Source organism: Paraburkholderia phymatum (assembly GCF_038900715.1).
GTDB classification, from domain to species: Bacteria; Pseudomonadota; Gammaproteobacteria; order Burkholderiales; family Burkholderiaceae; genus Paraburkholderia; species Paraburkholderia phymatum_A.
The window spans coordinates 127,533-147,647 of record NZ_JAYMRZ010000014.1; the positions used below are offsets into that span (position 1 = coordinate 127,533).

The 20,115-nt window shown below is 59.7% G+C and carries 19 protein-coding genes and 3 pseudogenes; 18 read left to right on the plus strand and 4 right to left on the minus strand.

The window, feature by feature from the left end:
- Positions 1-11: 11 nt before the first annotated feature.
- From VSR68_RS24565 to VSR68_RS24625, 13 genes are read left to right on the plus strand one after another with little or no spacing between them, the layout of a single operon-like run.
- Entirely contained in the window at positions 12-1,532 is a 1,521-nt protein-coding gene (locus VSR68_RS24565) for an aromatic/alkene/methane monooxygenase hydroxylase/oxygenase subunit alpha (RefSeq protein ID WP_342942325.1), read from the plus strand.
- 50 nt (positions 1,533-1,582) lie between these two features.
- Positions 1,583-1,942, plus strand: coding sequence for a phenol hydroxylase subunit P4 (locus tag VSR68_RS24570; protein ID WP_342942326.1), 360 nt, complete (start codon positions 1,583-1,585; stop codon positions 1,940-1,942).
- Between the two features lie 12 nt (positions 1,943-1,954).
- Positions 1,955-3,028 carry a 2Fe-2S iron-sulfur cluster binding domain-containing protein gene (locus tag VSR68_RS24575; protein WP_342942327.1) on the plus strand — a complete coding sequence of 358 codons (1,074 nt, stop codon included), beginning with the start codon at positions 1,955-1,957 and terminating at the stop codon, positions 3,026-3,028.
- A 33-nt stretch (positions 3,029-3,061) separates the two neighbouring features.
- A complete protein-coding gene (locus tag VSR68_RS24580; RefSeq protein ID WP_342942328.1) occupies positions 3,062-3,406 on the plus strand; it encodes a 2Fe-2S iron-sulfur cluster-binding protein in 345 nt (114 codons plus the stop codon).
- 28 nt (positions 3,407-3,434) lie between these two features.
- Positions 3,435-4,364 (plus strand): catechol 2,3-dioxygenase, encoded by a 930-nt coding sequence (locus tag VSR68_RS24585; protein WP_342942329.1) that lies wholly within the window; start codon positions 3,435-3,437, stop codon positions 4,362-4,364.
- A 43-nt stretch (positions 4,365-4,407) separates the two neighbouring features.
- Positions 4,408-5,862: a 2-hydroxymuconic semialdehyde dehydrogenase gene (locus VSR68_RS24590; protein ID WP_342942330.1), complete on the plus strand. Its 1,455-nt coding sequence runs from the start codon at positions 4,408-4,410 to the stop codon at positions 5,860-5,862.
- Between the two features lie 8 nt (positions 5,863-5,870).
- Positions 5,871-6,692 carry a 2-oxopent-4-enoate hydratase gene (dmpE, locus tag VSR68_RS24595; RefSeq protein ID WP_342942331.1) on the plus strand — a complete coding sequence of 274 codons (822 nt, stop codon included), beginning with the start codon at positions 5,871-5,873 and terminating at the stop codon, positions 6,690-6,692.
- Positions 6,692-7,480 (plus strand): 2-oxo-3-hexenedioate decarboxylase, encoded by a 789-nt coding sequence (gene dmpH, locus VSR68_RS24600; RefSeq protein WP_342942332.1) that lies wholly within the window; start codon positions 6,692-6,694, stop codon positions 7,478-7,480. The genes dmpE and dmpH overlap by 1 nt, the downstream gene beginning before the upstream one ends.
- 14 nt (positions 7,481-7,494) lie before the next feature.
- On the plus strand, positions 7,495-7,686 hold the full coding sequence (locus VSR68_RS24605) for a 2-hydroxymuconate tautomerase (RefSeq protein ID WP_342942333.1): 192 nt from the start codon (positions 7,495-7,497) through the stop codon (positions 7,684-7,686).
- 36 nt (positions 7,687-7,722) lie between these two features.
- On the plus strand, positions 7,723-8,682 hold the full coding sequence (locus VSR68_RS24610; RefSeq protein WP_342942334.1) for an acetaldehyde dehydrogenase (acetylating): 960 nt from the start codon (positions 7,723-7,725) through the stop codon (positions 8,680-8,682).
- Positions 8,683-8,692: 10 nt separating this feature from the next.
- Entirely contained in the window at positions 8,693-9,700 is a 1,008-nt protein-coding gene (gene dmpG, locus VSR68_RS24615) for a 4-hydroxy-2-oxovalerate aldolase (RefSeq protein ID WP_342942335.1), read from the plus strand.
- Between the two features lie 49 nt (positions 9,701-9,749).
- Entirely contained in the window at positions 9,750-10,658 is a 909-nt protein-coding gene (locus VSR68_RS24620; RefSeq protein WP_342942336.1) for a SphA family protein, read from the plus strand.
- 50 nt (positions 10,659-10,708) lie between these two features.
- Positions 10,709-11,530, plus strand: a complete 822-nt coding sequence (locus VSR68_RS24625; RefSeq protein WP_342942337.1) for an alpha/beta hydrolase — start codon at positions 10,709-10,711, stop codon at positions 11,528-11,530.
- A gap of 66 nt (positions 11,531-11,596) precedes the next feature.
- Here the strand turns inward: VSR68_RS24625 and VSR68_RS24630 are convergent.
- Both VSR68_RS24630 and VSR68_RS24635 read right to left on the minus strand, forming a co-directional pair.
- Positions 11,597-11,770: pseudogene (locus VSR68_RS24630) on the minus strand (IS6 family transposase); the annotation flags it as partial.
- A gap of 126 nt (positions 11,771-11,896) precedes the next feature.
- Positions 11,897-13,141: an FAD-dependent oxidoreductase gene (locus VSR68_RS24635; protein ID WP_342942338.1), complete on the minus strand. Its 1,245-nt coding sequence runs from the start codon at positions 13,139-13,141 to the stop codon at positions 11,897-11,899.
- Between the two features lie 191 nt (positions 13,142-13,332).
- Here VSR68_RS24635 and VSR68_RS24640 point away from each other — a divergent pair, with 191 nt between their 5' ends.
- Both VSR68_RS24640 and VSR68_RS24645 read left to right on the plus strand, forming a co-directional pair.
- Positions 13,333-13,977, plus strand: coding sequence for an XRE family transcriptional regulator (locus VSR68_RS24640; RefSeq protein ID WP_342942339.1), 645 nt, complete (start codon positions 13,333-13,335; stop codon positions 13,975-13,977).
- Between the two features lie 361 nt (positions 13,978-14,338).
- Positions 14,339-14,821: pseudogene (locus tag VSR68_RS24645) on the plus strand (transposase); the annotation flags it as partial.
- Between the two features lie 260 nt (positions 14,822-15,081).
- On the opposite strand, the gene VSR68_RS24650 reads toward VSR68_RS24645, so the two are convergent.
- Positions 15,082-16,098: an IS110 family transposase gene (locus VSR68_RS24650; RefSeq protein ID WP_342942340.1), complete on the minus strand. Its 1,017-nt coding sequence runs from the start codon at positions 16,096-16,098 to the stop codon at positions 15,082-15,084.
- A gap of 130 nt (positions 16,099-16,228) precedes the next feature.
- Here VSR68_RS24650 and VSR68_RS24655 point away from each other — a divergent pair.
- From VSR68_RS24655 to VSR68_RS24665, 3 genes and pseudogenes are all read left to right on the plus strand, one after another.
- Positions 16,229-16,855, plus strand: a pseudogene (locus VSR68_RS24655) (transposase); the annotation flags it as partial.
- A 589-nt stretch (positions 16,856-17,444) separates the two neighbouring features.
- Positions 17,445-18,182 carry an IS6 family transposase gene (locus tag VSR68_RS24660; RefSeq protein WP_342942341.1) on the plus strand — a complete coding sequence of 246 codons (738 nt, stop codon included), beginning with the start codon at positions 17,445-17,447 and terminating at the stop codon, positions 18,180-18,182.
- Positions 18,183-18,470: 288 nt separating this feature from the next.
- On the plus strand, positions 18,471-18,728 hold the full coding sequence (locus tag VSR68_RS24665) for a hypothetical protein (RefSeq protein WP_342942342.1): 258 nt from the start codon (positions 18,471-18,473) through the stop codon (positions 18,726-18,728).
- A gap of 162 nt (positions 18,729-18,890) precedes the next feature.
- Here the strand turns inward: VSR68_RS24665 and VSR68_RS24670 are convergent, their stop codons facing one another.
- Positions 18,891-20,000, minus strand: a complete 1,110-nt coding sequence (locus VSR68_RS24670; RefSeq protein WP_342942343.1) for a porin — start codon at positions 19,998-20,000, stop codon at positions 18,891-18,893.
- Positions 20,001-20,115: the final 115 nt, after the last annotated feature.

A 20,115-nucleotide genomic window follows, 5' to 3' on the forward strand; every position in this document is an offset into this window, starting at 1 on the left:
GGAGACACACGATGGACGCACGCAAGAAACTCAATCTGAAAGAGAAGTACGCGCTGATGACGCGCGACCTCGGCTGGCAAACCACGTATCAGCCAATGGACGAAGTATTTCCGTATGACAAGTACGAAGGCATCGTGATTCACGACTGGGACAAGTGGGAAGACCCGTTCCGCATGACGATGGACGCGTACTGGAAGTACCAGGCAGAAAAAGAACGCAAGCTGTACGCGATCATCGATTCGTTTGCGCAGAACAATGGGCACATGAACGTATCGGATGCGCGCTATATCAACACACTCAAGCTCTTCCTGACGGGCGTCACGCCGCTGGAGTATTCGGCGCATCGCAATTACGCGCATCTTGGCCGGCATTTTCGCGGCGTCGGCGCGCGCGTCGCGTGTCAAATGCAATCGATCGACGAATTGCGCCACTGCCAGACACAGGTGCATACGTTGTCGCTCTACAACAAGTACTTCAACGGCTTTTCCGAGTGGCCGCACATGCACGACCGGGTGTGGTATCTGTCGGTGCCGAAGTCGTACTTCGAAGATGCCGCAACGGCCGGCCCGTTCGAGTTCATCACGGCCATCTCGTTCTCTTTCGAGTATGTGCTGACCAATCTGCTCTTCATGCCGTTCATGTCGGGCGCGGCCTATAACGGCGACATGGCGACGGTCACGTTTGGCTTCTCGGCGCAGTCCGACGAATCGCGCCATATGACACTGGGTCTCGAAGTGATCAAGTTCCTGTGCGAACAGGAACCTGTGAACGTGCCTATCGTCCAGCGCTGGCTCGACAAGTGGTTCTGGCGCGGCTTCCGGCTGCTGACGCTGGTCGGCATGATGATGGACTACATGCTGCCCAAGCGCGTGATGTCGTGGTCCGAGGCATGGAAGATCTATTTCGAGGATGCGGGCGGTGCGCTCTTTCAGGATCTCGAACGCTACGGCCTGCGTATGCCGAAGTATCACGAGATCGCGACGCAAACCAAGGACCGCATCACGCACGAAGCCTGGGGCACGTTCTACAACTACGCAGCGGCGGCGGATTTTCATACGTGGGTGCCGTCGGATGAAGAACTCGACTGGCTCTCCGCAAAGTACCCCGAGCATTTCGACCGGCTCTACCGGCCGCGTCTCGAGTACTGGCGCGAACAGCAGCAGGCGGGCAAGCGCTTCTACAACACGAATCTGCCGATGCTGTGCCAGACCTGCCAGATTCCATTGACCTTCAGCGAGCCCGACGATCCGACGAAGATCGCGTACCGTGAATCGACATATCACGGCATGAAGTTTCACTTCTGCTCGGATGGCTGCAAGGACATCTTCGATGGAGAGCCCGAGAAATATGTGCAGGCGTGGCTCCCCGTGCATCAGATCTATCAGGGCAATTGCGGCGGCGCGACGCTCGACGACGTGCTCGAGTACTACCACATCCGCAATGGCCACGAGAACCTCGATTTTGCGGGCTCACCCGATGAGCGCAACTGGAATGTATGGAAGGGCGCGGACCAGGAACAGGCAGAAAGCTGAAGCACTCAATGCAAGGCTTCAAGCACGATATCCAATGAAGGAGACATGACATGGCGACGATCGCCCTCAAACCCTATGCATTCGAGCCCGCCGACGCCGAAGCGAGGTTTCACGGCAACCGGCTGCTCTATATCGGCTGGGAAGACCACCTGATGTTTGCATCGCCGTTCTGCATTCCTGTATCGCCGGACATGACATTCGGTGCGCTCGTCTCCGATGTGCTGCCCGGTCTGTACGGCGTGCACCCGGACTTCGCGAAGATCGACTGGGACGACGCGCAGTGGCTGCGTTCAGGACAACCGTGGCAACCCGATGCTGCGTCGTCGCTCACCGATAACGGTCTGGTGCATAAGGATGTGATCCGTCTGCGCACGCCAGGGCTCACGGGCATCAACGGTTCGTACAGCTAGCAGGAGGCAGCGATGGACTACACCGTTCGTATCGAACCGCTCGGCCAGACTATCGACATCGCAGCGGGGCAGACGCTGCTCGATGCGTGTCTGCGTCAGGGCGTGTGGCTGCCGCATGCGTGCTGTCACGGCTTGTGCGCGACGTGCAAGGTGCAGGTCGTGGATGGCGAAATCGATCAGGGCAGTGCGTCGGATTTCGCATTGATGGACTTCGAGCGTGAAGAGGGCAAGTGTCTTGCCTGTTGCGCCACGCCGATGTCGGACCTCGTGATCGAAGCGGACCTTGAAGAAGATCCCGATGCGCAGAATTTGCCCTTGCAGGACTTCAAAGGCACTGTCACCGCGATCGACGATGTTACGCCGACCATTCGCGTGATCCGCATGGCCGTGCATGAAGCGCACCCTGTCCAGTTCCAGGCGGGCCAGTACCTGAACCTGAAGGTGCCTGGCTGCGACGATGCACGCGCGTTTTCGATTGCCAATGCGCCGCATGACGGGGAAATCGAACTGCATGTCCGGCGTGTGCCTGGCGGCGCGGCGACGGGCTGGCTGCATGATGAGTTGCAGCACGGCGCGCAACTCGAATTCTCGGCGCCGTTCGGACGCTTTTTCGTGCGCAAGCAGGCACAGGTGGCGACCATTTTTCTCGCGGGCGGATCAGGCCTGTCGAGTCCGAAGTCGATGATCGTCGATCTGCTGCATGAAGGCTCGACGCTTCCGATCAAGCTGATTCAGGGCGCGCGCAATCGCGAAGAGCTGTACTTCGCGGACTTCTTCGAAGAGCTCGCGCAACAGCACCCGAATTTCCGCTATCTGCCGGCGTTATCGGATGAACCGCAACACAGCGAATGGTCCGGCGCACGCGGCTATGTCCACGAAGTACTGAAGCAGCAATTCACCGATGCAGCCGGCGTCACGGATTTCCGTGGACATAAAGCCTATTTGTGCGGACCGCCGCCGATGATCGAAGCGTGCATCAAGACGCTGATGCAAGGGCGCCTGTTCGAAAAGGACATCTATACGGAGAAGTTCCTGTCGGCGGCCGATGCAGGCGAAGCAGCAAAGAGCCCGCTGTTTCGCATCTGACGTCGTCGCGACCCATTGAACGGAGCGGACGACATGACCTATCGGATCGAAGTCGAAAACACGGGCGATGCATTTGGCTGCGACGCGGATGCGACGGTGCTCAAGGCAATGGCGGCAGCGGGCGGGCGCGGCATTCCCGTCGGCTGTCGAGGCGGCGGATGCGGCGTGTGCAAGGTGCAGGTGCTCAGCGGCCGATATCACGCCTGCAAGATGAGCCGCGCGTGCGTGAGCGCCGACGACGAGGAACAGGGCACGGTGCTCGCCTGCCGTATCACGCCGTTGTCGGATCTGTCGCTGCGTGTAGTCGGAACGATGGCCCGCTGTATCGAGAAATCCCGCGCGAATGCACACATGCAAGCGCAAGCCCAGGCGCAGTAGACGGATCACAAACACCAGGAGATACATCATGGCATTACAAGGCGTGCTGAGACCCGGCCATATCGCGCTGCGGGTTCTCGAACTCGAACCAGCCGTGCGTCACTACACGGAAGTGCTCGGGCTGCATGAAACGGGACGCGATGCAAATGGCCGCGTCTATCTGAAAGCGTGGGACGAGCACGATCACCACAGCGTCGTGCTGCGCGAAGCCGATGAGCCCGGCATGGATTACGTCGGCTTTCGTGTCGACGGCCCAGCGACGCTCGACAGGCTCGCAATCGCGGTGAAGGATTCGGGGCTCGTCAGCGATTGCAAATGGATCGAAGCGGGTGAGCATTTGCAGACGGGCATGCGCTTTCGCTTCACGGTATCGACGGGGCACGCGATCGAACTCTTCGCGCACAAGGAGAAGATCGGCACGGCAACTGGTGATGTCAATCCCGACCCGTGGCCCGATGGATTGCGCGGCATGTCGCCGAGCCGCTTCGATCATTGCCTGCTGTATGGCGACGGATTCGACGACACCGTGAAGCTGTTCCGCGAAGTACTCGGCTTCTCGCTCACGGAACAGGTGGTTACGCCCGAGGGCTTGCAGATTGCCGCGTTTCTCACATGCTCGAACAAGGCGCACGACATCGCATTCATCCGGCACGGCGAAAAGAACAAGTTTCACCACGCATCGTTCGTGCTCGATTCGTGGGGCGACGTGCTGAGGGCAGCCGATCTGATTTCGAAGCGCGACGTCGCGCTCGATATCGGGCCGACGCGTCACGGCATCACGCGCGGCGCGACGATCTATTTCTTCGATCCATCGGGCAATCGTAACGAGGTATTTGCGGGCGGCTACATCCATTACCCGGACAAGCCTGTCATCACGTGGCACGAAAAGGATCTGGGGCGCGCGATTTTCTATCACGACCGCAAGCTCAACGATGCGTTCCTCACGGTGTTGACCTGATCTGCCGCCTCCTTGCGCACAACCTTTTGACAGTGGTGCATCCATGACTGAATTCAAGAACTTCATTGACGGCGAATGGGTCGCGACAGGCCGCACATTCGAGGACCGCAATCCCGTCGACAACAGCGTGATCGGCTTTGTTCACGAAGCGGGACAGGCAGAAGTCGATGCCGCCGTGCGAGCGGCGCAAGCGGCGTTGCATGGTCCGTGGGGCGGTTTCACGGTGCAGCAGCGCGTCGATCTGCTGTATGGCGTAGCCGACGAAATCAATCGCCGGTTCGACGATTTCCTCGCTGCGGAGGTCGCCGACACGGGCAAACCGCATGCGCTCGCAAGCCATGTGGACATTCCGCGCGGCGCGGCCAATTTCAAGGTATTCGCCGACATGATCAGGAACGTGCCGACGGAAAGCTTTTCGATGGCGACGCCCGACGGCGGACACGCGCTGAACTACGGCGTGCGCACGCCGCGCGGTGTGATCGCGGTGGTGTGTCCATGGAATCTGCCGCTGCTTCTGATGACGTGGAAGGTCGGGCCTGCGCTTGCGTGCGGCAATACCGTGATTGTGAAGCCGTCCGAGGAAACGCCCGCGACGGCCACGCTGCTCGGCGAAGTGATGAACAAGGTCGGCGTGCCCAAAGGCGTCTACAACGTCGTACACGGCTACGGACCTGACTCGGCGGGCGCGTTCCTCACCGCGCATCCCGGCGTGAATGCGATCACGTTCACCGGCGAGACGCGAACGGGCGAAGCGATCATGAAAGCGGCCGCCAACGGCGTGCGCCCGGTGTCGTTCGAACTCGGCGGCAAGAACGCGGGCATCGTGTTCGCGGACTGCGATTTCGATGCGGCTGTCGCGGGCATCGCGCGCTCCGCGTTCGAAAACACGGGACAGGTGTGTCTCGGCACAGAACGAGTCTATGTGCAGCGGCCGATCTACGAGCGCTTCGTCGATGCGCTGGCGGTGCGTGCCCGTTCGCTGCGCCCCGGACGGCCGCTCAATGAAGGCACGACGTTCGGCCCGCTGATTTCACAGGAGCATCGAAGCAAGGTGCTCTCCTACTACGCGAAAGCGCGTGCGGAGGGCGCAGTCGTCGTGACGGGCGGCGGCGTGCCGGACATGCCTGCCGGTCTGCAAGCGGGCGCGTGGGTCGAGCCGACGATCTGGACGGGCTTGCCGGAAACGTCTCCCGTGATACGCGAAGAAATCTTCGGACCGTGCTGCCATATCGCGCCATTCGACACGGAAGCCGAAGTGGTCGCCAAAGCGAACGACACACCATACGGACTCGCCGCCACCGTATGGACGCGCGATGCAGGTGTCGCGCATCGGATGGGCCGGGCGCTCGACGTGGGCATCTGCTGGATCAACGCATGGTTCCTGCGCGATTTGCGCACTGCATTCGGCGGCGCGAAGCAATCGGGCATCGGTCGGGAAGGCGGCGTGCATTCGCTCGAGTTCTACACCGAACTGCGCAATGTCTGCGTAAAGCTGTGAGGAATGCGATGACGACACAACTGAAATCAACGCTGACGCCCGCCGCCATCGAGCGTTACGGCGACGAGCTCTATCGCGCGCTGCGTGAAGCGCAACCCGTCGAGCCGCTGTCGGCGCGCGAGCCCGCGATCACCATCGACGACGCATACGGCATCCAGCTTCGCATGATCGAGCGGCGCGTGACGCTGGACGGCGAGCGCGTGATTGGCAAGAAGATCGGCGTGACGAGCCAGGCGGTGATGGACATGCTCGATGTACGGCAACCGGACTTCGGCCATCTGACTTCAGCGATGGTGTTCAATGACGGCGCATCGATCGGTCTTTCTTCGCTGATCGCGCCGAAAGCGGAGGGCGAGATCGCGTTCGTGCTGAAGCACGATCTCGCTGGCCCTGGCGTGACGAATGCCGACGTGCTGCGCGCGACGCAAGCCGTGTTGCCTTGCTTCGAGATCGTCGACTCGCGCATCCGCGACTGGAAGATCCGCATTCAGGATACGGTCGCTGACAACGCTTCGTCAGGCGTGTTCGTGCTCGGCGACAACGCGGTCGATCCACGTGAACTCGATCTCGCGCTCGTCGGCATGACGCTCGAAAAGAATGGCGAGATTGCCGCGACGGGTGCGGGCGCGGCGGCGCTCGGTCATCCCGCGAATGCCGTTGCGTGGCTCGCGAATACGCTCGGCCGCCTCGGCATGACGCTCAAGGCGGGCGAGGTGATTCTGTCGGGCTCGCTTGCCGCGATGGTTTCCGTGCAGGCGGGCGACGTGTTGAGGATGAGCCTGGGTGGCATCGGCGGCGTGTCGGTGCGTTTTGTCGAAGGAGAGCGGTGATGACGCTGAATGACGCAACGATTGAACGCCTTGCAGCGCGGCTCGATGATGCCGAATTGCATCGCAACGCCATCGTCAAGATCACCGACGAGCATCCTGAACTCGACTGGGCCGATGCGTACGCGATTCAGGATTCGTTGCGTGAGCGCAAGGCGGCGCGCGGCATGAAACTGGCCGGGCTGAAGATGGGACTGACATCGCACGCGAAGATGCGGCAGATGGGCGTGACCGACCCCGTCTACGGATTTCTCACTGACTACGGTGCGTGCATGGACGGTGCCGCGATCGACACGTCCTCGCTGATTCATCCGAAAGTCGAAGCGGAAATCGCCTTCGTGACGTCGCGCGAACTGACGGGCCCGGGTTGTCATATCGGCGCCGTGCTGGCCGCGACAGATTTCGTCTTGCCCGCCGTCGAAGTGATCGACTCGCGGTACGAGAACTTCCGCTTCGACCTGAAGAGCGTGATCGCCGACAACACGTCGGCGGCGCGCTATGTGATCGGCGGGCGGCATCGAAGCGCGCAAGGCATCGACCTGAAAAACCTCGGCGTCGTGATGGAGAAGAACGGCGAAATTGTCGCGACGGCGTCGGGCGCGGCCGTGCTCGGCCATCCCGCAGCGAGCGTCGCGATGCTCGCGAACATGCTGGGCGCGCGCGGCCAGTCGATTCCGGCGGGCACGCTGATTCTGACGGGTGGCGTCACCGAGGCCATCGCTGTCAATGCAGGCGACGTGGTGACGGTGCGCTTTCAGCACCTGGGATGCGTATCGATGCGCTTCATCTAGACACGGAGACGAACATGCCCATCATGAACGTTCATCTGCTCGAAGGCCGCACAGACGAACAGAAGGCACGCCTGATCGAAGCGCTGACCGAGGCCGCGATGAACGCCATCGACGCCCCGCGCGAATCGATCCGTGTCCTGCTGATCGAAATACCGAAGGCCGACTTCGGCATTGGCGGCAGAACCGCACAAGCGCTCGGACGCTGACTGGCGACGCATATCGACCTCGAAAAGGAAACATACATGACAACCTTGTCAAACGATAACAGGCTGCTGAAGGCGGCCATCATCGGCTCCGGCAACATCGGCACCGACCTGATGATCAAGATCTTGCGCCACGGGCGGCACGTCGCGATGGGCGCGCTCGTCGGCATCGATCCGCAATCGGATGGCCTTGCACGCGCGCAACGGCTCGGCGTGGCGACGACGGCGGGCGGTATCGACGGATTACTGGCGTTGCCGGGCTTCAGCGACATTCGCATTGCTTTCGATGCGACATCTGCGGGCGCGCACGGGCGGCATAACGAAGTGTTGCAGGCGCACGGCCTCAAGGTGATCGACCTGACGCCCGCAGCAATCGGCCCTTATGTGATTCCTGCCATCAACCTCGACGCCGAACTCGACGCGCCGAACATCAACATGGTCACGTGCGGCGGGCAGGCAACCATTCCGATGGTGAAGGCTGTATCGAATGTCGCAAAGGTGCACTACGCGGAGATCGTCGCATCGATTTCGAGCCGCTCGGCAGGACCCGGCACGCGCGCGAACATCGACGAGTTCACGGAGACGACCTCGAAAGCAATAGAAGTGCTGGGCGGCGCGACGCGCGGCAAGGCGATCATCATCCTGAACCCCGCTGAACCGCCGCTGATGATGCGCGACACCGTCTTCACGCTATCCGATCCCGCCGATCGCGATGCAATCGAAGCGAGCGTCAATGAAATGGCCGCGCACGTGCAGCGTTACGTGCCTGGCTACCGGCTCAAGCAGCGCGTGCAGTTCGATGTGTTCGACGAGCGCAATCCGCTCAACGTGCCGGAGCTTGGCTGGATGACGGGCCTGAAGACGTCGATCTTTCTCGAAGTGGAAGGCGCGGCGCACTACCTGCCTGCGTACGCTGGCAATCTGGACATCATGACGTCGGCGGCTCTTGCGTGCGCCGAACGTATCGCTGAAACGCGGCTCGCGCCGCTCGCCGTGTGAGAGGCACGAGATGAACGATCGCAAACTCTATATCTCCGATGTAACGCTGCGCGATGGCAGCCATGCTATCCGTCATCAGTACAGCATCGCCAATGTGAAAAGGATTGCGAAGGCACTCGACGATGCCCACGTCGATTCGATCGAAGTCGCGCACGGCGACGGTCTGTCGGGTTCGAGCTTCAACTACGGGTTCGGCGCGCATAGCGATATCGAGTGGATTGCCGCCGCGGCGGAAACCGTAGCGCACGCGAAGATCGCGACGCTGCTGCTGCCCGGCGTCGGCACCGTGCACGATCTGCGCAATGCGTACGATGCGGGCGCGCGCGTCGTTCGTGTTGCGACGCATTGCACGGAAGCCGACGTGTCGAAGCAGCACATCGAATACGCGCGCGAACTCGGCATGGACACCGTCGGCTTTCTGATGATGAGCCACATGACGACGCCACAGGCGCTCGCGCAGCAGGCAAAGCTGATGGAGCGATTTGGCGCGACGTGTGTGTATGTGGTCGATTCGGGCGGCGCGTTGTCGATGGAGGCCGTGCGTGAACGCTTCCGCGCATTCAAGGATGTGCTGGATGCGAACACGCAAACGGGCATTCACGCGCACCACAATCTGTCATTGGGCGTCGCGAATTCGATCGTCGCCGTCGAGGAAGGTTGTGACCGAATCGACGCGAGCCTCGCTGGGATGGGCGCGGGCGCGGGCAATGCGCCGCTCGAAGTGTTCATCGCGGCTGCCGACCGGCTCGGCTGGAACCACGGCTGCGATGTGTACGGCCTGCTCGATGCCGCCGACGATATCGTGCGGCCGCTTCAGGACCGCCCTGTGCGCGTCGATCGCGAAACGCTTGCGCTCGGTTATGCAGGCGTCTATTCGAGCTTTCTGCGTCACGCCGAAGCGGCCGCTGCGAAATACGGCCTGAAGACGATCGACATACTCGTCGAACTTGGACGCCGCCGCATGGTTGGGGGACAGGAGGACATGATCGTCGACGTCGCGCTCGACCTCGTGAAGTGATGCGCTAAAGCGCTGTATCTCTCACCAGAACAAATACCCGGAGACGTCAATGAAATTTCGAATCGCCGTCAGGCGAGGGACGCTGCTTGCCTACGCGTGCGCAACCGCGATGTTCTGCGCGAGCGCGCGGGCCACGGAGGGCGGCAGCGACACGATCGGAGAAGGTGCAGAAGGCTTCTTTGCGGGCGCACTGCCGCCCGCAGGGTTCTACGGCCTGCTGTACTACACGCACTATCACGCGAGTCAGTTCAACGACTCGCACGGCAACGGTTCGATACCCGGATTCAAGCTCGACGCCGATGTGCTGATTCCGCGTCTGATCTATATGTCGAACCTGTCGGTGCTCGGCGGCCGGTATGGCGCGTACGCATTGCTGCCGATGGAGCGTCTCTCGCTGTATGCAGGCGGTTCGTCTTTCGACCGGACCAATCTCGGCGACCTGATCGCAAGCCCCGCGATGATTGCATGGGGCAGCGGATCGTTGCGCACAGTAGCCGCGCTCGAATTCGTTTTTCCAACTGGACAGTACGACAGGAGTTCGCCGTTGAATACGGGCAAGAACTACTACACGATTCGACCTGTTTTCGGCGTGAGCTGGTTTCCGTATCCGGGGTTCGAAATGTCGGCGAAGTTCACGTATAGCTTCAACACGACGAACACAGCAACCAATTACCACTCGGGACAACTGTTTCACCTCGACTATGGCGCGAGCTATGCGGTGACGACGTCGGCGCGTATCGGCGTTGCAGGCTATTTCGTCAAGCAGACCACTAACGACGTGCAGAACGGACAGCCCGTGAATGGCGATGGATTTCGCGGGCAGGTCTTTGCGATCGGTCCTGGCTTTCGCTATGAGTTCAAGAAGGGCAGCATCGACATTCGCGTCGTGAAAGAACTGTTGGTGCGCAATCGCCCTTCGGGTGAAGCGGTCTGGGCGCGCGCGGTGATTCCTTTCTGATATCGAGAAGTGGCCGTCGCTCGTGCGCGGCTGAGATGGAGCCTATTGACATGACACAGCGGAACGATCCGGAACTTGGCCAGCGCATTCAGGCAGCGGGCCTCGATACGAACTATCATGACCTCGGCAGTGGCAGCCCTGTGCTGCTCATACACGGTTCAGGGCCGGGCGTGACGGCGTGGGCGAACTGGCGTCTCACGATGCCTGCTCTCGCGGATACCCGGCGCGTCATCGCGCCCGACATGGCGGGCTTCGGTTATACCGAGCGGCGCGCGGGCGTGCACTACGACATGGATTTTTGGGTCACACATCTGATAGGCCTGCTCGATGCGCTGGAGATCGAACAAGCTGATCTGATCGGCAATTCATTTGGCGGCGCATTGGCGTTGGCGATGGTGGTGCGTTATCCACACCGCGTGCGCAAACTGGTGCTGATGGGGGCGGCGGGCGTGAAGTTCGAACTGACTCACGGGCTCGATGCGGTATGGGGCTATGAGCCTTCCGTCGAGAACATGCGCAGCATTATGGATATCTTTGCGTTCGACCGTTTGCGTATTACGCCCGAGCTTGTCGAATCGCGGTACCGCGCGAGTGTGCGGCCCGGGTATCAGGCGTCGTTCGCGTCGATGTTTCCTGCGCCGCGGCAGCGCTGGATCGATGCGCTTGCATGCGACGAAGATGCGCTGCGCCGCATTCGGCATCCAACACTGATCGTGCATGGACGCGAGGATCGTGTCATTCCGCTAGAGAACTCGCTGCGGCTCAATCAGCTAATCGGGCCTTCGCAATTGCACGTATTCGGACACTGCGGGCATTGGACACAAATAGAACATGGCGACGCGTTCAATCGCCTCGTCGATGATTTTCTTTGAAACCCGATAGAGGGATCTGGTGAAAATAGGTGGCGCGCCCAAGATGCCTCTTATGGATATGGATACCACCCAACGCAGGATCGTCGTATGAGCAAGCGACAGCCCTCGCTCGGCTATCATCTCGACGAGATCGCGCAGGCTGAGTTTGTACCGCAGATACCAGCGCACACAAAGAATGATCACGTCGCGGTCAAAATGACGACCCGCAAACAGACTGTCCAGATTCTTCCGTTTGCTCATCGCGGGCTGTCAAATTGGTCAGCCCGCCACTCTAACCGATTCATTGATCGCTATTTGCACCACAGCCCATATGAGTTGAACTAGGAGCGTTGAAAGAATGTTACTGAAAGCGAAGGCTTTGCTTCGTTAGCAGAATCGGTCCCAGCGGTAGGGCATCGTATTGACTCTGGGTGTCTTGCCGCCAACCAAGTCGGAAATGACACGTGCGGAACCGAAGGACATCGTCCATCCCATCGCCCCATGGCCGCAGTTGAGCCAGAGATTCTCGTGATTGCTACTGCCGAGAAACGGAAGGTTGTCGGGCGTCATAGGACGTTGGCCTACCCATTCGAGCGGTCGGTAGTTCGCAACTTCGGGCATGATGTCTGACGCAAACCGCTTCAGGTCAGCAAATCTCTTAGAAACCCGTTTCGGATTCGGGATGCCGATGTCAGCGAAGCCAGTGAATCTGACGCGGTCACCGTTGAATGAAGTCCAGGCAATTTTGTGCGGAATTGAAACCGCGCCGACCCGAGGAAGGCGCTCGAACTTTCCCGCGTAAGTGACGGAGTATCCGGAGACCGCGTGGATGGGGAGGTGGTAGCCGATAGGCCGGAGCAACGTGCTGGACGCGAGTCCCGCGGAGACGACCACACCGTCGACCTCGTAGCGCTGTTTTTCGGTGACCACCGCCTTGATGCGTTTTCCCGATACCTCAAAGTTTTCAACGCTCTCAGAGAAATGGACCTTCGCGCCGAGTGCAATTGCCTCTTGAAGTGCAGCTGCAGCAAACTGCGCCGCGTCACCGGTTCCATCGGTCGGGCTAAACACAGCTTTTGGGAACTGCAAGCGGGACTGTTTCAGGACTGGCTCACACGCGAGCACTTCGTCTGCGTTGAGGGAACGGAAGGGTTCACTGGCTTCGTTCAGCAATTCTGCGTCGTGTGAGCCGGGAGCCGTATCGGCTCCGTAGAGGTACAGGATGCCGTCATGTTGCCCCCCGTAGGTAGCGAGAGGGATGTTGACTTGAGCGAAGAGTTCGTCGCGCGAATACGCCGAAAGGGCCAGCGCGGCTCGAGAATTGGCGAACCAGCGTTCTCGCGTGCTTTGTCGGCTGAACAAGTAACCCCATTTAAGGAGTGATGGGCTCAGCGGCTGGCAGATGCCAATGCCGTCGCCAGCGCCGAGCGCTGCTTTAACCGCCATCCCCACGACGCCTGGTTCGGCCCAGCTAAAGCAATGTCCGGGCGAAATCAGTCCAGCATTGGCGTGACTGGCACCCGTTGATGCACCTCCTGCGCTCTCGAGCACGAGAATGTCATGACCTTCCCGGCTTAGAACCAAAGCAGTTACGGCGCCCGCGATACCCGCGCCAACAACCACAATTCGCATGGTGAATGGACTCCCGATAAAACGTATACTTGCGTCAACGAAATTAACAGCGCCAGATGGCATCCGCAGACAAGATAGCATATTTTGCGTATTCGCAAATTCACAAAGCATGTTTTCTTCGGAAGAATGTTCCGTCTGAACGACGGGACGAAAGGCGGGCTTCGTTATGAGGGTTTTCTGTGGCGACAGCATTGAATAGCAAATCCGAAGGGCACGGAGGGCTGGCGCCCGATGAACTGGGCAAGCGGTTGCGGACGGCGCGCAAAAGGCTTGGCTGGACCCTGCAGCAACTGGGGGAAAAAAGCGGGGTGTCCATCACGACAATTTCGCGGGCCGAGCGAGGTCAGTTAGCGCTCGGCTATGAGAATCTAGCGGCGCTAGGGTTGGCCCTCGATGTTGACTTGAGCGCGCTCGTTTCGAAGGACCAGGATGAGGCCGGTCGCGCGACGGGGCCGGTGGTCACTCGAAGCGGAGAGGGTGTCGCGTACAAAGGGCTCTCGTTCACCTACGAATTTCTGGCGGCAGGCGTTACCGGCAAGCCCTTCGAGCCGGTGTTGGGAACAATCCACGCCAGGGAGTTCAACGGGGAGGCAGACTATGCGCGCCACCTCGGTCATGAATTCGTGTATGTCGTGACCGGCGAAATTGAGGTCTATTTCGAGACGGGTGAAAGGGTGCGCCTAAACAAGGGCGACAGCCTTTATTTCAATAGCCGAATCGGCCACGCTTACGTCACCGTTAGCAAGCAACTGGCGAAAGTCGTCGGGGTAATTACCAACGAAAGTGACCAAATCGCGTTCGCGCGGCAGGGGCATCCGAGGGTAGCCCAGGACTGATACGGTCTCACGCGCTGCAGCGACGACGCCCATCGTACCGCTATCGGTACAGAACTAGAATTTGCGTATCCGCAAAACGCTGATATCGCGCCTGACATTGCGGATTGTACTAATTTTGCGTATGGGCAAAATTTTCGTCGAATGCAGCCGGTCTTATGGCTTTGCGCCGCGTTGCCCGGTACGAGTTAGAAGGAGTCCTTTAGAACGTGCCACGCACGTTTTCAGTAAACGCCAGTGGCTGCCATGGTCACGTGCGAACAGTCCGACAGCGCTAGCAGGCTGCGGAAGTACCGCTGAAACGCGTCATCGCGCAGGGTTCGTGAAGCGTTGATAGAAGGAGCCCAACTACCCCATGGAGATTATGCGCGGCGCCGACACATTCACCGAGAGTCTGTTTTCCATGCGCAAGCTGGACGACTTCATTCCGCCGTCACATCCGCTGCGTGCGATTCGCGTCATGGCGAACGAAGCACTCGCGAAGATGGATCGGCTGTTCGCCGACATGTACGAAGCCGACATAAAGGGCGGGCGGCCGAGCATCGCGCCGGAGAAGTTGTTGCGGGCGATGCTGATCCAGGTGCTCTACAGCATCCGCTCGGAGCGGCAATTGATGGAGCAGGTGCAATACAACCTCCTGTTTCGTTCGTTCATCGGCCTAGCGATGGATGACGTGGTGTGGGTGCCCACGGTCTTCACGAAGAACCGCGAGCGGTTGATCAAGCACGATGCCGTGATCGAATTCTTCAACGAAGTGGTGGCCATCGCTCAGAAGAAGGATCTGCTCTCGGGCGAGCACTTCAGCGTAGACGGCACGCTGATCCAGGCGTGGGCGGGACACAAGAGCTTATATGGACGCCTCCCGGTTTGCCAGATGATTTCGGTGTGACGGTGTAAAGGTCAGGCTGCAGACTTATATCCGGCCTATGAGGCGGACGCATGTCCGCTGGCCCTGATGGAATTCGCCGGGGAAGGCCTCATCTTTGTGGCGCCCTCGAAGGGCATGCTCTTGTTCAGGTTTGCTTCCCCGCGGTCCGACCTGTTCTGCCATCACGCGTACATCTACCTGCGCAACCTATTAGCGACCGCTCTCCGTTAAGTGGTGAACTACGCGGGATGCGCGGTGTAACCGGGTTGGTACACGCGATCGTGGGCAAGCAGTGCCCAGATCGTGCGGGCGATTTTATTGGCGAGCGCTACCACCGCGACGTTGAACGGCCGTCGCGCGAGCAGGCGTTGCGACGTTTCGCTTAGATGTTTGCTGCATGCGAGCACGGCGCGCGCTCCGTGAATCAGCAAGGTGCGCAGATACACGTCACCGCGCTTGCTGATGCCGAGCAGCTTAACCCGCCCGCCAGTGCCGCTCTGTCGCGGCACCAGCCCTAGGAATGCAGCAAATTCGCGTGCGCACCGAAACGCGCGTGCGTCGCCGATCGTGGCCACGGCTGCGCTCGCGCTAAGCGGTCCGACACCGGGGATCGCCATGAGGCGCTTAGCCGCTTCATTACCTCGTTGCCAAGCGGCAAGCCTGCGCTCAATCTCGGCGATGTCCTGCGTGAGCGCGTCAACACGCCGCAATTGCTCGCGAAGCGTATCAATCACGACCGCCGGTACCGTGTCGGCCAGTCGCGTGAGCGCTTGCGCCACCTCGCCCAGGCTGTGCCGATTCGCCGGCACAGCCGCGCCAAATTCGTAGAGTAGCCCATGCATCTGATTGATTTGCATCGTGCGTACTTTGACCAGTTGCTCGCGCACGCGGTGTAGCGTCAGCACGCTTTGTTGGGCCTCGCTCTTTACCGCGACGAACCGCATCTCGGGTCGTTGGGCCGCTTCCCAGATCGCTTGCGCATCGGCAGCATCGGTCTTGTTGCGCTTCACGAACGGTCTGACAAATTGCGGTGCGATGAGCCTGACTTCATGCCCCAGGCTGATTAATTGGCGGGCCCAGTAATGGGCGCTACCGCATGCTTCCATGGCGATGATTGCCGGCGGACGATTGGCAAAGAACCCACGTAGTTGGGCTCGCTTGAGTTGGCGGCGACCGATCTCACCCGTCTCCGTGTCAACCCAATGGACTTGGAACACGCGCTTGGCTAAGTCTAGGCCGAATGTCGTAGTTTTCATTCCAATCCTCCTAACTGTCGGTGGCCGTTTTCAACACCAACCACCAGTTTGGCACTCCGCTGTCGCCAGATATAGCGAGAGCTCCGCCGTGTCCGCTGGCTTGGCTTACCGACGCGGGGAGGGAGGCGTCCATACCATCTTCGTTCGCAAGGACGATGACGATCGGGATGACGAAGGCGGCAGCGCGGGCGACTTTAAAGGTAGCAATCGCAGCAACGAGACGCATCAGTCCAGTACCGATCCTGATGCGCGGCTCTACCGGAAAGGCAAGACGGGCAGCGAATTGCGATACATGGGCCATACGCTGACCGATAACCGGCACGGTCTGGTGGTCAACGCGCGCGTGACACGCGCTGACGGGCATGCTGAGCGTGAAGCGGCCAAGATCATGATCAACGACGCGCGGCAAGCACTACAGGATGCGCGCGCAGAGATCACGTTGGGCGCGGACAAGGGTTACGACGCACAGGAATTCATCGAGGCCTGCCACGAGATGAAGGTCACACCGCACGTAGCGCAAAACACCTCGGGGCGGCGTTCGGCGGTGGCCGATACGATTGCCTCGAGCGCGGGCTACGCCATTTCCCAGCAAAAGCGCAAGCTGATCGAACAAGGCTTTGGATGGGCGAAGACCGTGCGACGTATGCGCCAGGCGATGGTGCGCGGGTTGAAGAAGGTGGATCAGATGTTCGTGTTGAACATGGCCGAATACAACCTCGTGCGCCTGCGATCCCTGGCACAAGTCCGTCCGTGGTGACGGAAAACGCGGAAATGAGGCCGGGAATTGGCCTCAAAACGCTTGAAGGGACGTTGAATTCGCATTGAATCTGCACAATGCGAAAAATCTTGCGACGAGAGTCGCGTAATTGGAGCGGGGCCTCTTTAATTCGGGTGTACTTCAGCAGCCTGCTAGCAGTCCCTTCGTGGAACTGCAGAGGCTCTGCACTTCATGACACTCTGGTGCAGACACACAACAGACGCGCGCGACGATGAGGTCCTTATGTATGTCCGGTCCGGCACGGCGCGGATAGAGTACCTGCATGCTGCCCTCCTGAAACATAAAGAATGTCAGCGGCGATAACCCTCGTTATCTGATTCCGGTAAGCGTGCTCCGGCAGGGCGACACGTGCCCTCGGGCACAATTCGGGATACTCGCAGGGGTGCGGGTCCAACTCTCAAACGGGCTCAGTGCACCAGAAATGGGTCGACGTCGGCGACCGCTGCTTCGTGATCGCATTCCTTGCCAGGCTCGCCTGAAGCGGTCGTGTGCTTAATCCTTCGGGGTCGGGCAAAACCCCGATGAATGGCATTGTCACGTTGCTGAGCTGGTCGCGTAACATATCGTGATGAAAAAGACGAAATCGCTCTACCACGGCCATCGCTTCCCCGCGACGGTCATCAGTTGCGCGGTACGCTGGTATTTCAGGTTCCAGCTCAGTCTGCGCGATATCGAGGAGCTGCTGTTCGAGCGTGGCGTGGTCGTCAGCCATGAATCGATCCGGCGATGGATAGACAAGTTTGGGGCTGGTTTCGCGCATCGTGCGAAGGCTGCCCGTCGCCAGCTGGGCAGCACTTGGCATCTCGATGAGGTGTTCGTGTCATTGCGCGGTGAACCTTATGTGCTGTGGCGTGCCGTCGACCAGCACGGCATCGAGCTCGACATCCTGCTACAGAAGCGGCGCGACAAGGCCGCCGCGAAACGTTTCTTCAAACGTGTACTGGCGGCCTGTCCCGAGGTGCCGAAGAAGATCGTCACTGACCAGTTGCGCAGTTACCCCGCAGCAAAGGCCGAAATCCCGGAACTGGCGAACGTGAAGCATGTGTTCGTCAAGGCCGCTGCCCGCGTCAACAACCGTGCAGAAAACAGCCATCAACCCACGCGTGAACGCGAGCGACGTATGCGTGGTTTCTGCCTGCCTGGACGCACGCAGGCGTTCCTGTCGTGTTTCGGTCCGATCCGGCAACACTTCGCGCTTAAGCGTCATCTGCTGCGCGCTTCGCTTTATCGAAAGCAGCTAGCGACCCGGTTCGAAGCCTGGCGGCTTTTCACCGGTCTCACCCAAAATCCGTCTGCTGTTTTCTGAGCGATTGTTTCGCCTGCACACGATTCGTCCGGTGATCGGCAACGTGACAAAGCCATACGTTGCAATAGCGCAATCGTGCCCGGCTTGCCGTCGGCAAGCCGGGAAGCACGAACAGTTGCCGAGCATAATGTGAACGCTTCATGCGCGCACGAGTCCTTTCCTACGAGGAGTCTTTCGTTGGTTCGACGTCAATGTTTGGCGTGCTCCGGTGATTCCGTTCAGTGCAGTGATGTCTTTTGGCGATGGCGGACTGAAGTTTTTGCCTGGCGATCGTCGAACTCATGGGTCATGGCGGCCGGCGTTTTCGCGCACGTAGGCATCGCGCACGTCGCTGACGGCATGTTCTTCACTTGGTCGGCCACCGCGGGTAACCGCATTGTCGCTATGGGCAGCCACAACGACGGCTACAAGGCGTCGTATAACAACGAGGAAAATCTCAACTCGATCAAGGGGCGCCGAGCGGTGGCAGAAGCCTATGCCGCGCATTGCCTCAGTTCGTCGACGAAGACGTCAATGATCCTGACCGTGTTTTCCTGTCCGATCTAGTCATCGACAAAGTCGGGAAGTAGTGCGACTTGCTTGCGGTCATCGCCGCTCCAGCTGCAATGTTCGGGTGCTGGCAATGGAAAAGTGAAGGTGCCAGCGTGCGGGATCCGCCGCGGAACGTAAAAAAGAGACACTGGCGTCCTAACGTTGCCCTCAGCGTTCTCAAAAGCTCGTCTTCAACCCAACGCGCACGACGAGCTGATTTGGACCGCTCGACGCCCCGGACGGATCGAGCACGCCACTGATCAAAGCGTGCGCACCCGAGTTGGTACGTTGGTAGACCGCCTCTGCGTAAGCGATGGTGCGCTTGGAAAGAATATAGTCTGCGATCGCGCTGACTTGATGCGCGTGATTGTTAACGAGGAAATCGTTGCCCTTCATATACATATACCCTGTGCTGACGAGAAAGTCCGGAGCAAACCAGTACGTCGCGCCTATTTGCCCCTCGGCTATCGCACCCCCATTGAACGAATTTCGAACGGTAGTCACGAGAGCGGTCAATGTGATTTTCTCGAACTGGTAATGAGCGCCTACGCCCCAATTACGCACGCCTACCTGAGGCTGCCCGGCCGTGAAATACTTGACCTCCGTATACGCGGCACCGATGCCGAAAGGGCCGCGCTCATAGTTCAGTCCCGCGCTGACAGTATTGCCCGAACCCAACGATCCCGGAACACCTCCGAAGCCATATAGGGCGCCGAACGAGAACCCTGCGTACTCCACGGACTGATACTTCACCGAGCTGTTGACAGGGTGTCCGCCCGCCATGCGGTCCCAGTCGAAGCTCCCCGCGAACGGTGGATTGGCGGGAATCGCAATCTTGTTGAACGGACCCGCTCTAAATCCGTAAAGTCCAACGCTATACGCCGGATCATTGCCCTTGCTGAGCAATGAATCGACCATGAAGTCATACTGGTTGCCGAATGTCAGCGTGCCGAACTGGTCGCTCGCAATGCCGACATACGCATTACGCCCAAATAGCCCCTGCCACGGAATGATCGATCCATTACCGACGATAAACTGGTCAACCAGATTGAAAATTGCATGCATGCCGGCGCCGAGATCTTCTGTTCCGCGCAGGCCGAACAGATTCGGAACGAGGATGCCATCGTCAAACTTGAAGTTGGCATGACCTCCTTCGTTGCTGATGTACGAGATCCCTGTATCGAGCAATCCATAGAACGTGACACTTCCTGACGACTGCGCATGCGCAGCCGATTCCATTCCGATAAGAGAAATGACTACAGTGCCGTGCAAAATACTCTTCTTCATTGAAAGAGATCTCCGTTGCAAGACTGTTCGCGCGTGTTCGATCAGGCATTGTTGTTTTCGCGGGTCGTGGTCCCGGTCGCGGTCGCGTTCGAGCCCTCGACCAAGGAACACACGG

What these genes read in the sequence shown, in the direction of transcription:
- VSR68_RS24565 (WP_342942325.1), top strand. Translation starts at nt 12, where the DNA reads ATGGACGCACGCAAGAAACTCAATCTGAAAGAGAAGTACGCGCTGATG.
- VSR68_RS24570 (WP_342942326.1), top strand. Translation starts at nt 1,583, where the DNA reads ATGGCGACGATCGCCCTCAAACCCTATGCATTCGAGCCCGCCGACGCC.
- VSR68_RS24575 (WP_342942327.1), top strand. Translation starts at nt 1,955, where the DNA reads ATGGACTACACCGTTCGTATCGAACCGCTCGGCCAGACTATCGACATC.
- VSR68_RS24580 (WP_342942328.1), top strand. Translation starts at nt 3,062, where the DNA reads ATGACCTATCGGATCGAAGTCGAAAACACGGGCGATGCATTTGGCTGC.
- VSR68_RS24585 (WP_342942329.1), top strand. Translation starts at nt 3,435, where the DNA reads ATGGCATTACAAGGCGTGCTGAGACCCGGCCATATCGCGCTGCGGGTT.
- VSR68_RS24590 (WP_342942330.1), top strand. Translation starts at nt 4,408, where the DNA reads ATGACTGAATTCAAGAACTTCATTGACGGCGAATGGGTCGCGACAGGC.
- dmpE (WP_342942331.1), top strand. Translation starts at nt 5,871, where the DNA reads ATGACGACACAACTGAAATCAACGCTGACGCCCGCCGCCATCGAGCGT.
- dmpH (WP_342942332.1), top strand. Translation starts at nt 6,692, where the DNA reads ATGACGCTGAATGACGCAACGATTGAACGCCTTGCAGCGCGGCTCGAT.
- VSR68_RS24605 (WP_342942333.1), top strand. Translation starts at nt 7,495, where the DNA reads ATGCCCATCATGAACGTTCATCTGCTCGAAGGCCGCACAGACGAACAG.
- VSR68_RS24610 (WP_342942334.1), top strand. Translation starts at nt 7,723, where the DNA reads ATGACAACCTTGTCAAACGATAACAGGCTGCTGAAGGCGGCCATCATC.
- dmpG (WP_342942335.1), top strand. Translation starts at nt 8,693, where the DNA reads ATGAACGATCGCAAACTCTATATCTCCGATGTAACGCTGCGCGATGGC.
- VSR68_RS24620 (WP_342942336.1), top strand. Translation starts at nt 9,750, where the DNA reads ATGAAATTTCGAATCGCCGTCAGGCGAGGGACGCTGCTTGCCTACGCG.
- VSR68_RS24625 (WP_342942337.1), top strand. Translation starts at nt 10,709, where the DNA reads ATGACACAGCGGAACGATCCGGAACTTGGCCAGCGCATTCAGGCAGCG.
- VSR68_RS24635 (WP_342942338.1), bottom strand. Translation starts at nt 13,141, where the DNA reads ATGCGAATTGTGGTTGTTGGCGCGGGTATCGCGGGCGCCGTAACTGCT.
- VSR68_RS24650 (WP_342942340.1), bottom strand. Translation starts at nt 16,098, where the DNA reads ATGAAAACTACGACATTCGGCCTAGACTTAGCCAAGCGCGTGTTCCAA.
- VSR68_RS24660 (WP_342942341.1), top strand. Translation starts at nt 17,445, where the DNA reads ATGAAAAAGACGAAATCGCTCTACCACGGCCATCGCTTCCCCGCGACG.
- VSR68_RS24665 (WP_342942342.1), top strand. Translation starts at nt 18,471, where the DNA reads ATGGCGGCCGGCGTTTTCGCGCACGTAGGCATCGCGCACGTCGCTGAC.
- VSR68_RS24670 (WP_342942343.1), bottom strand. Translation starts at nt 20,000, where the DNA reads ATGAAGAAGAGTATTTTGCACGGCACTGTAGTCATTTCTCTTATCGGA.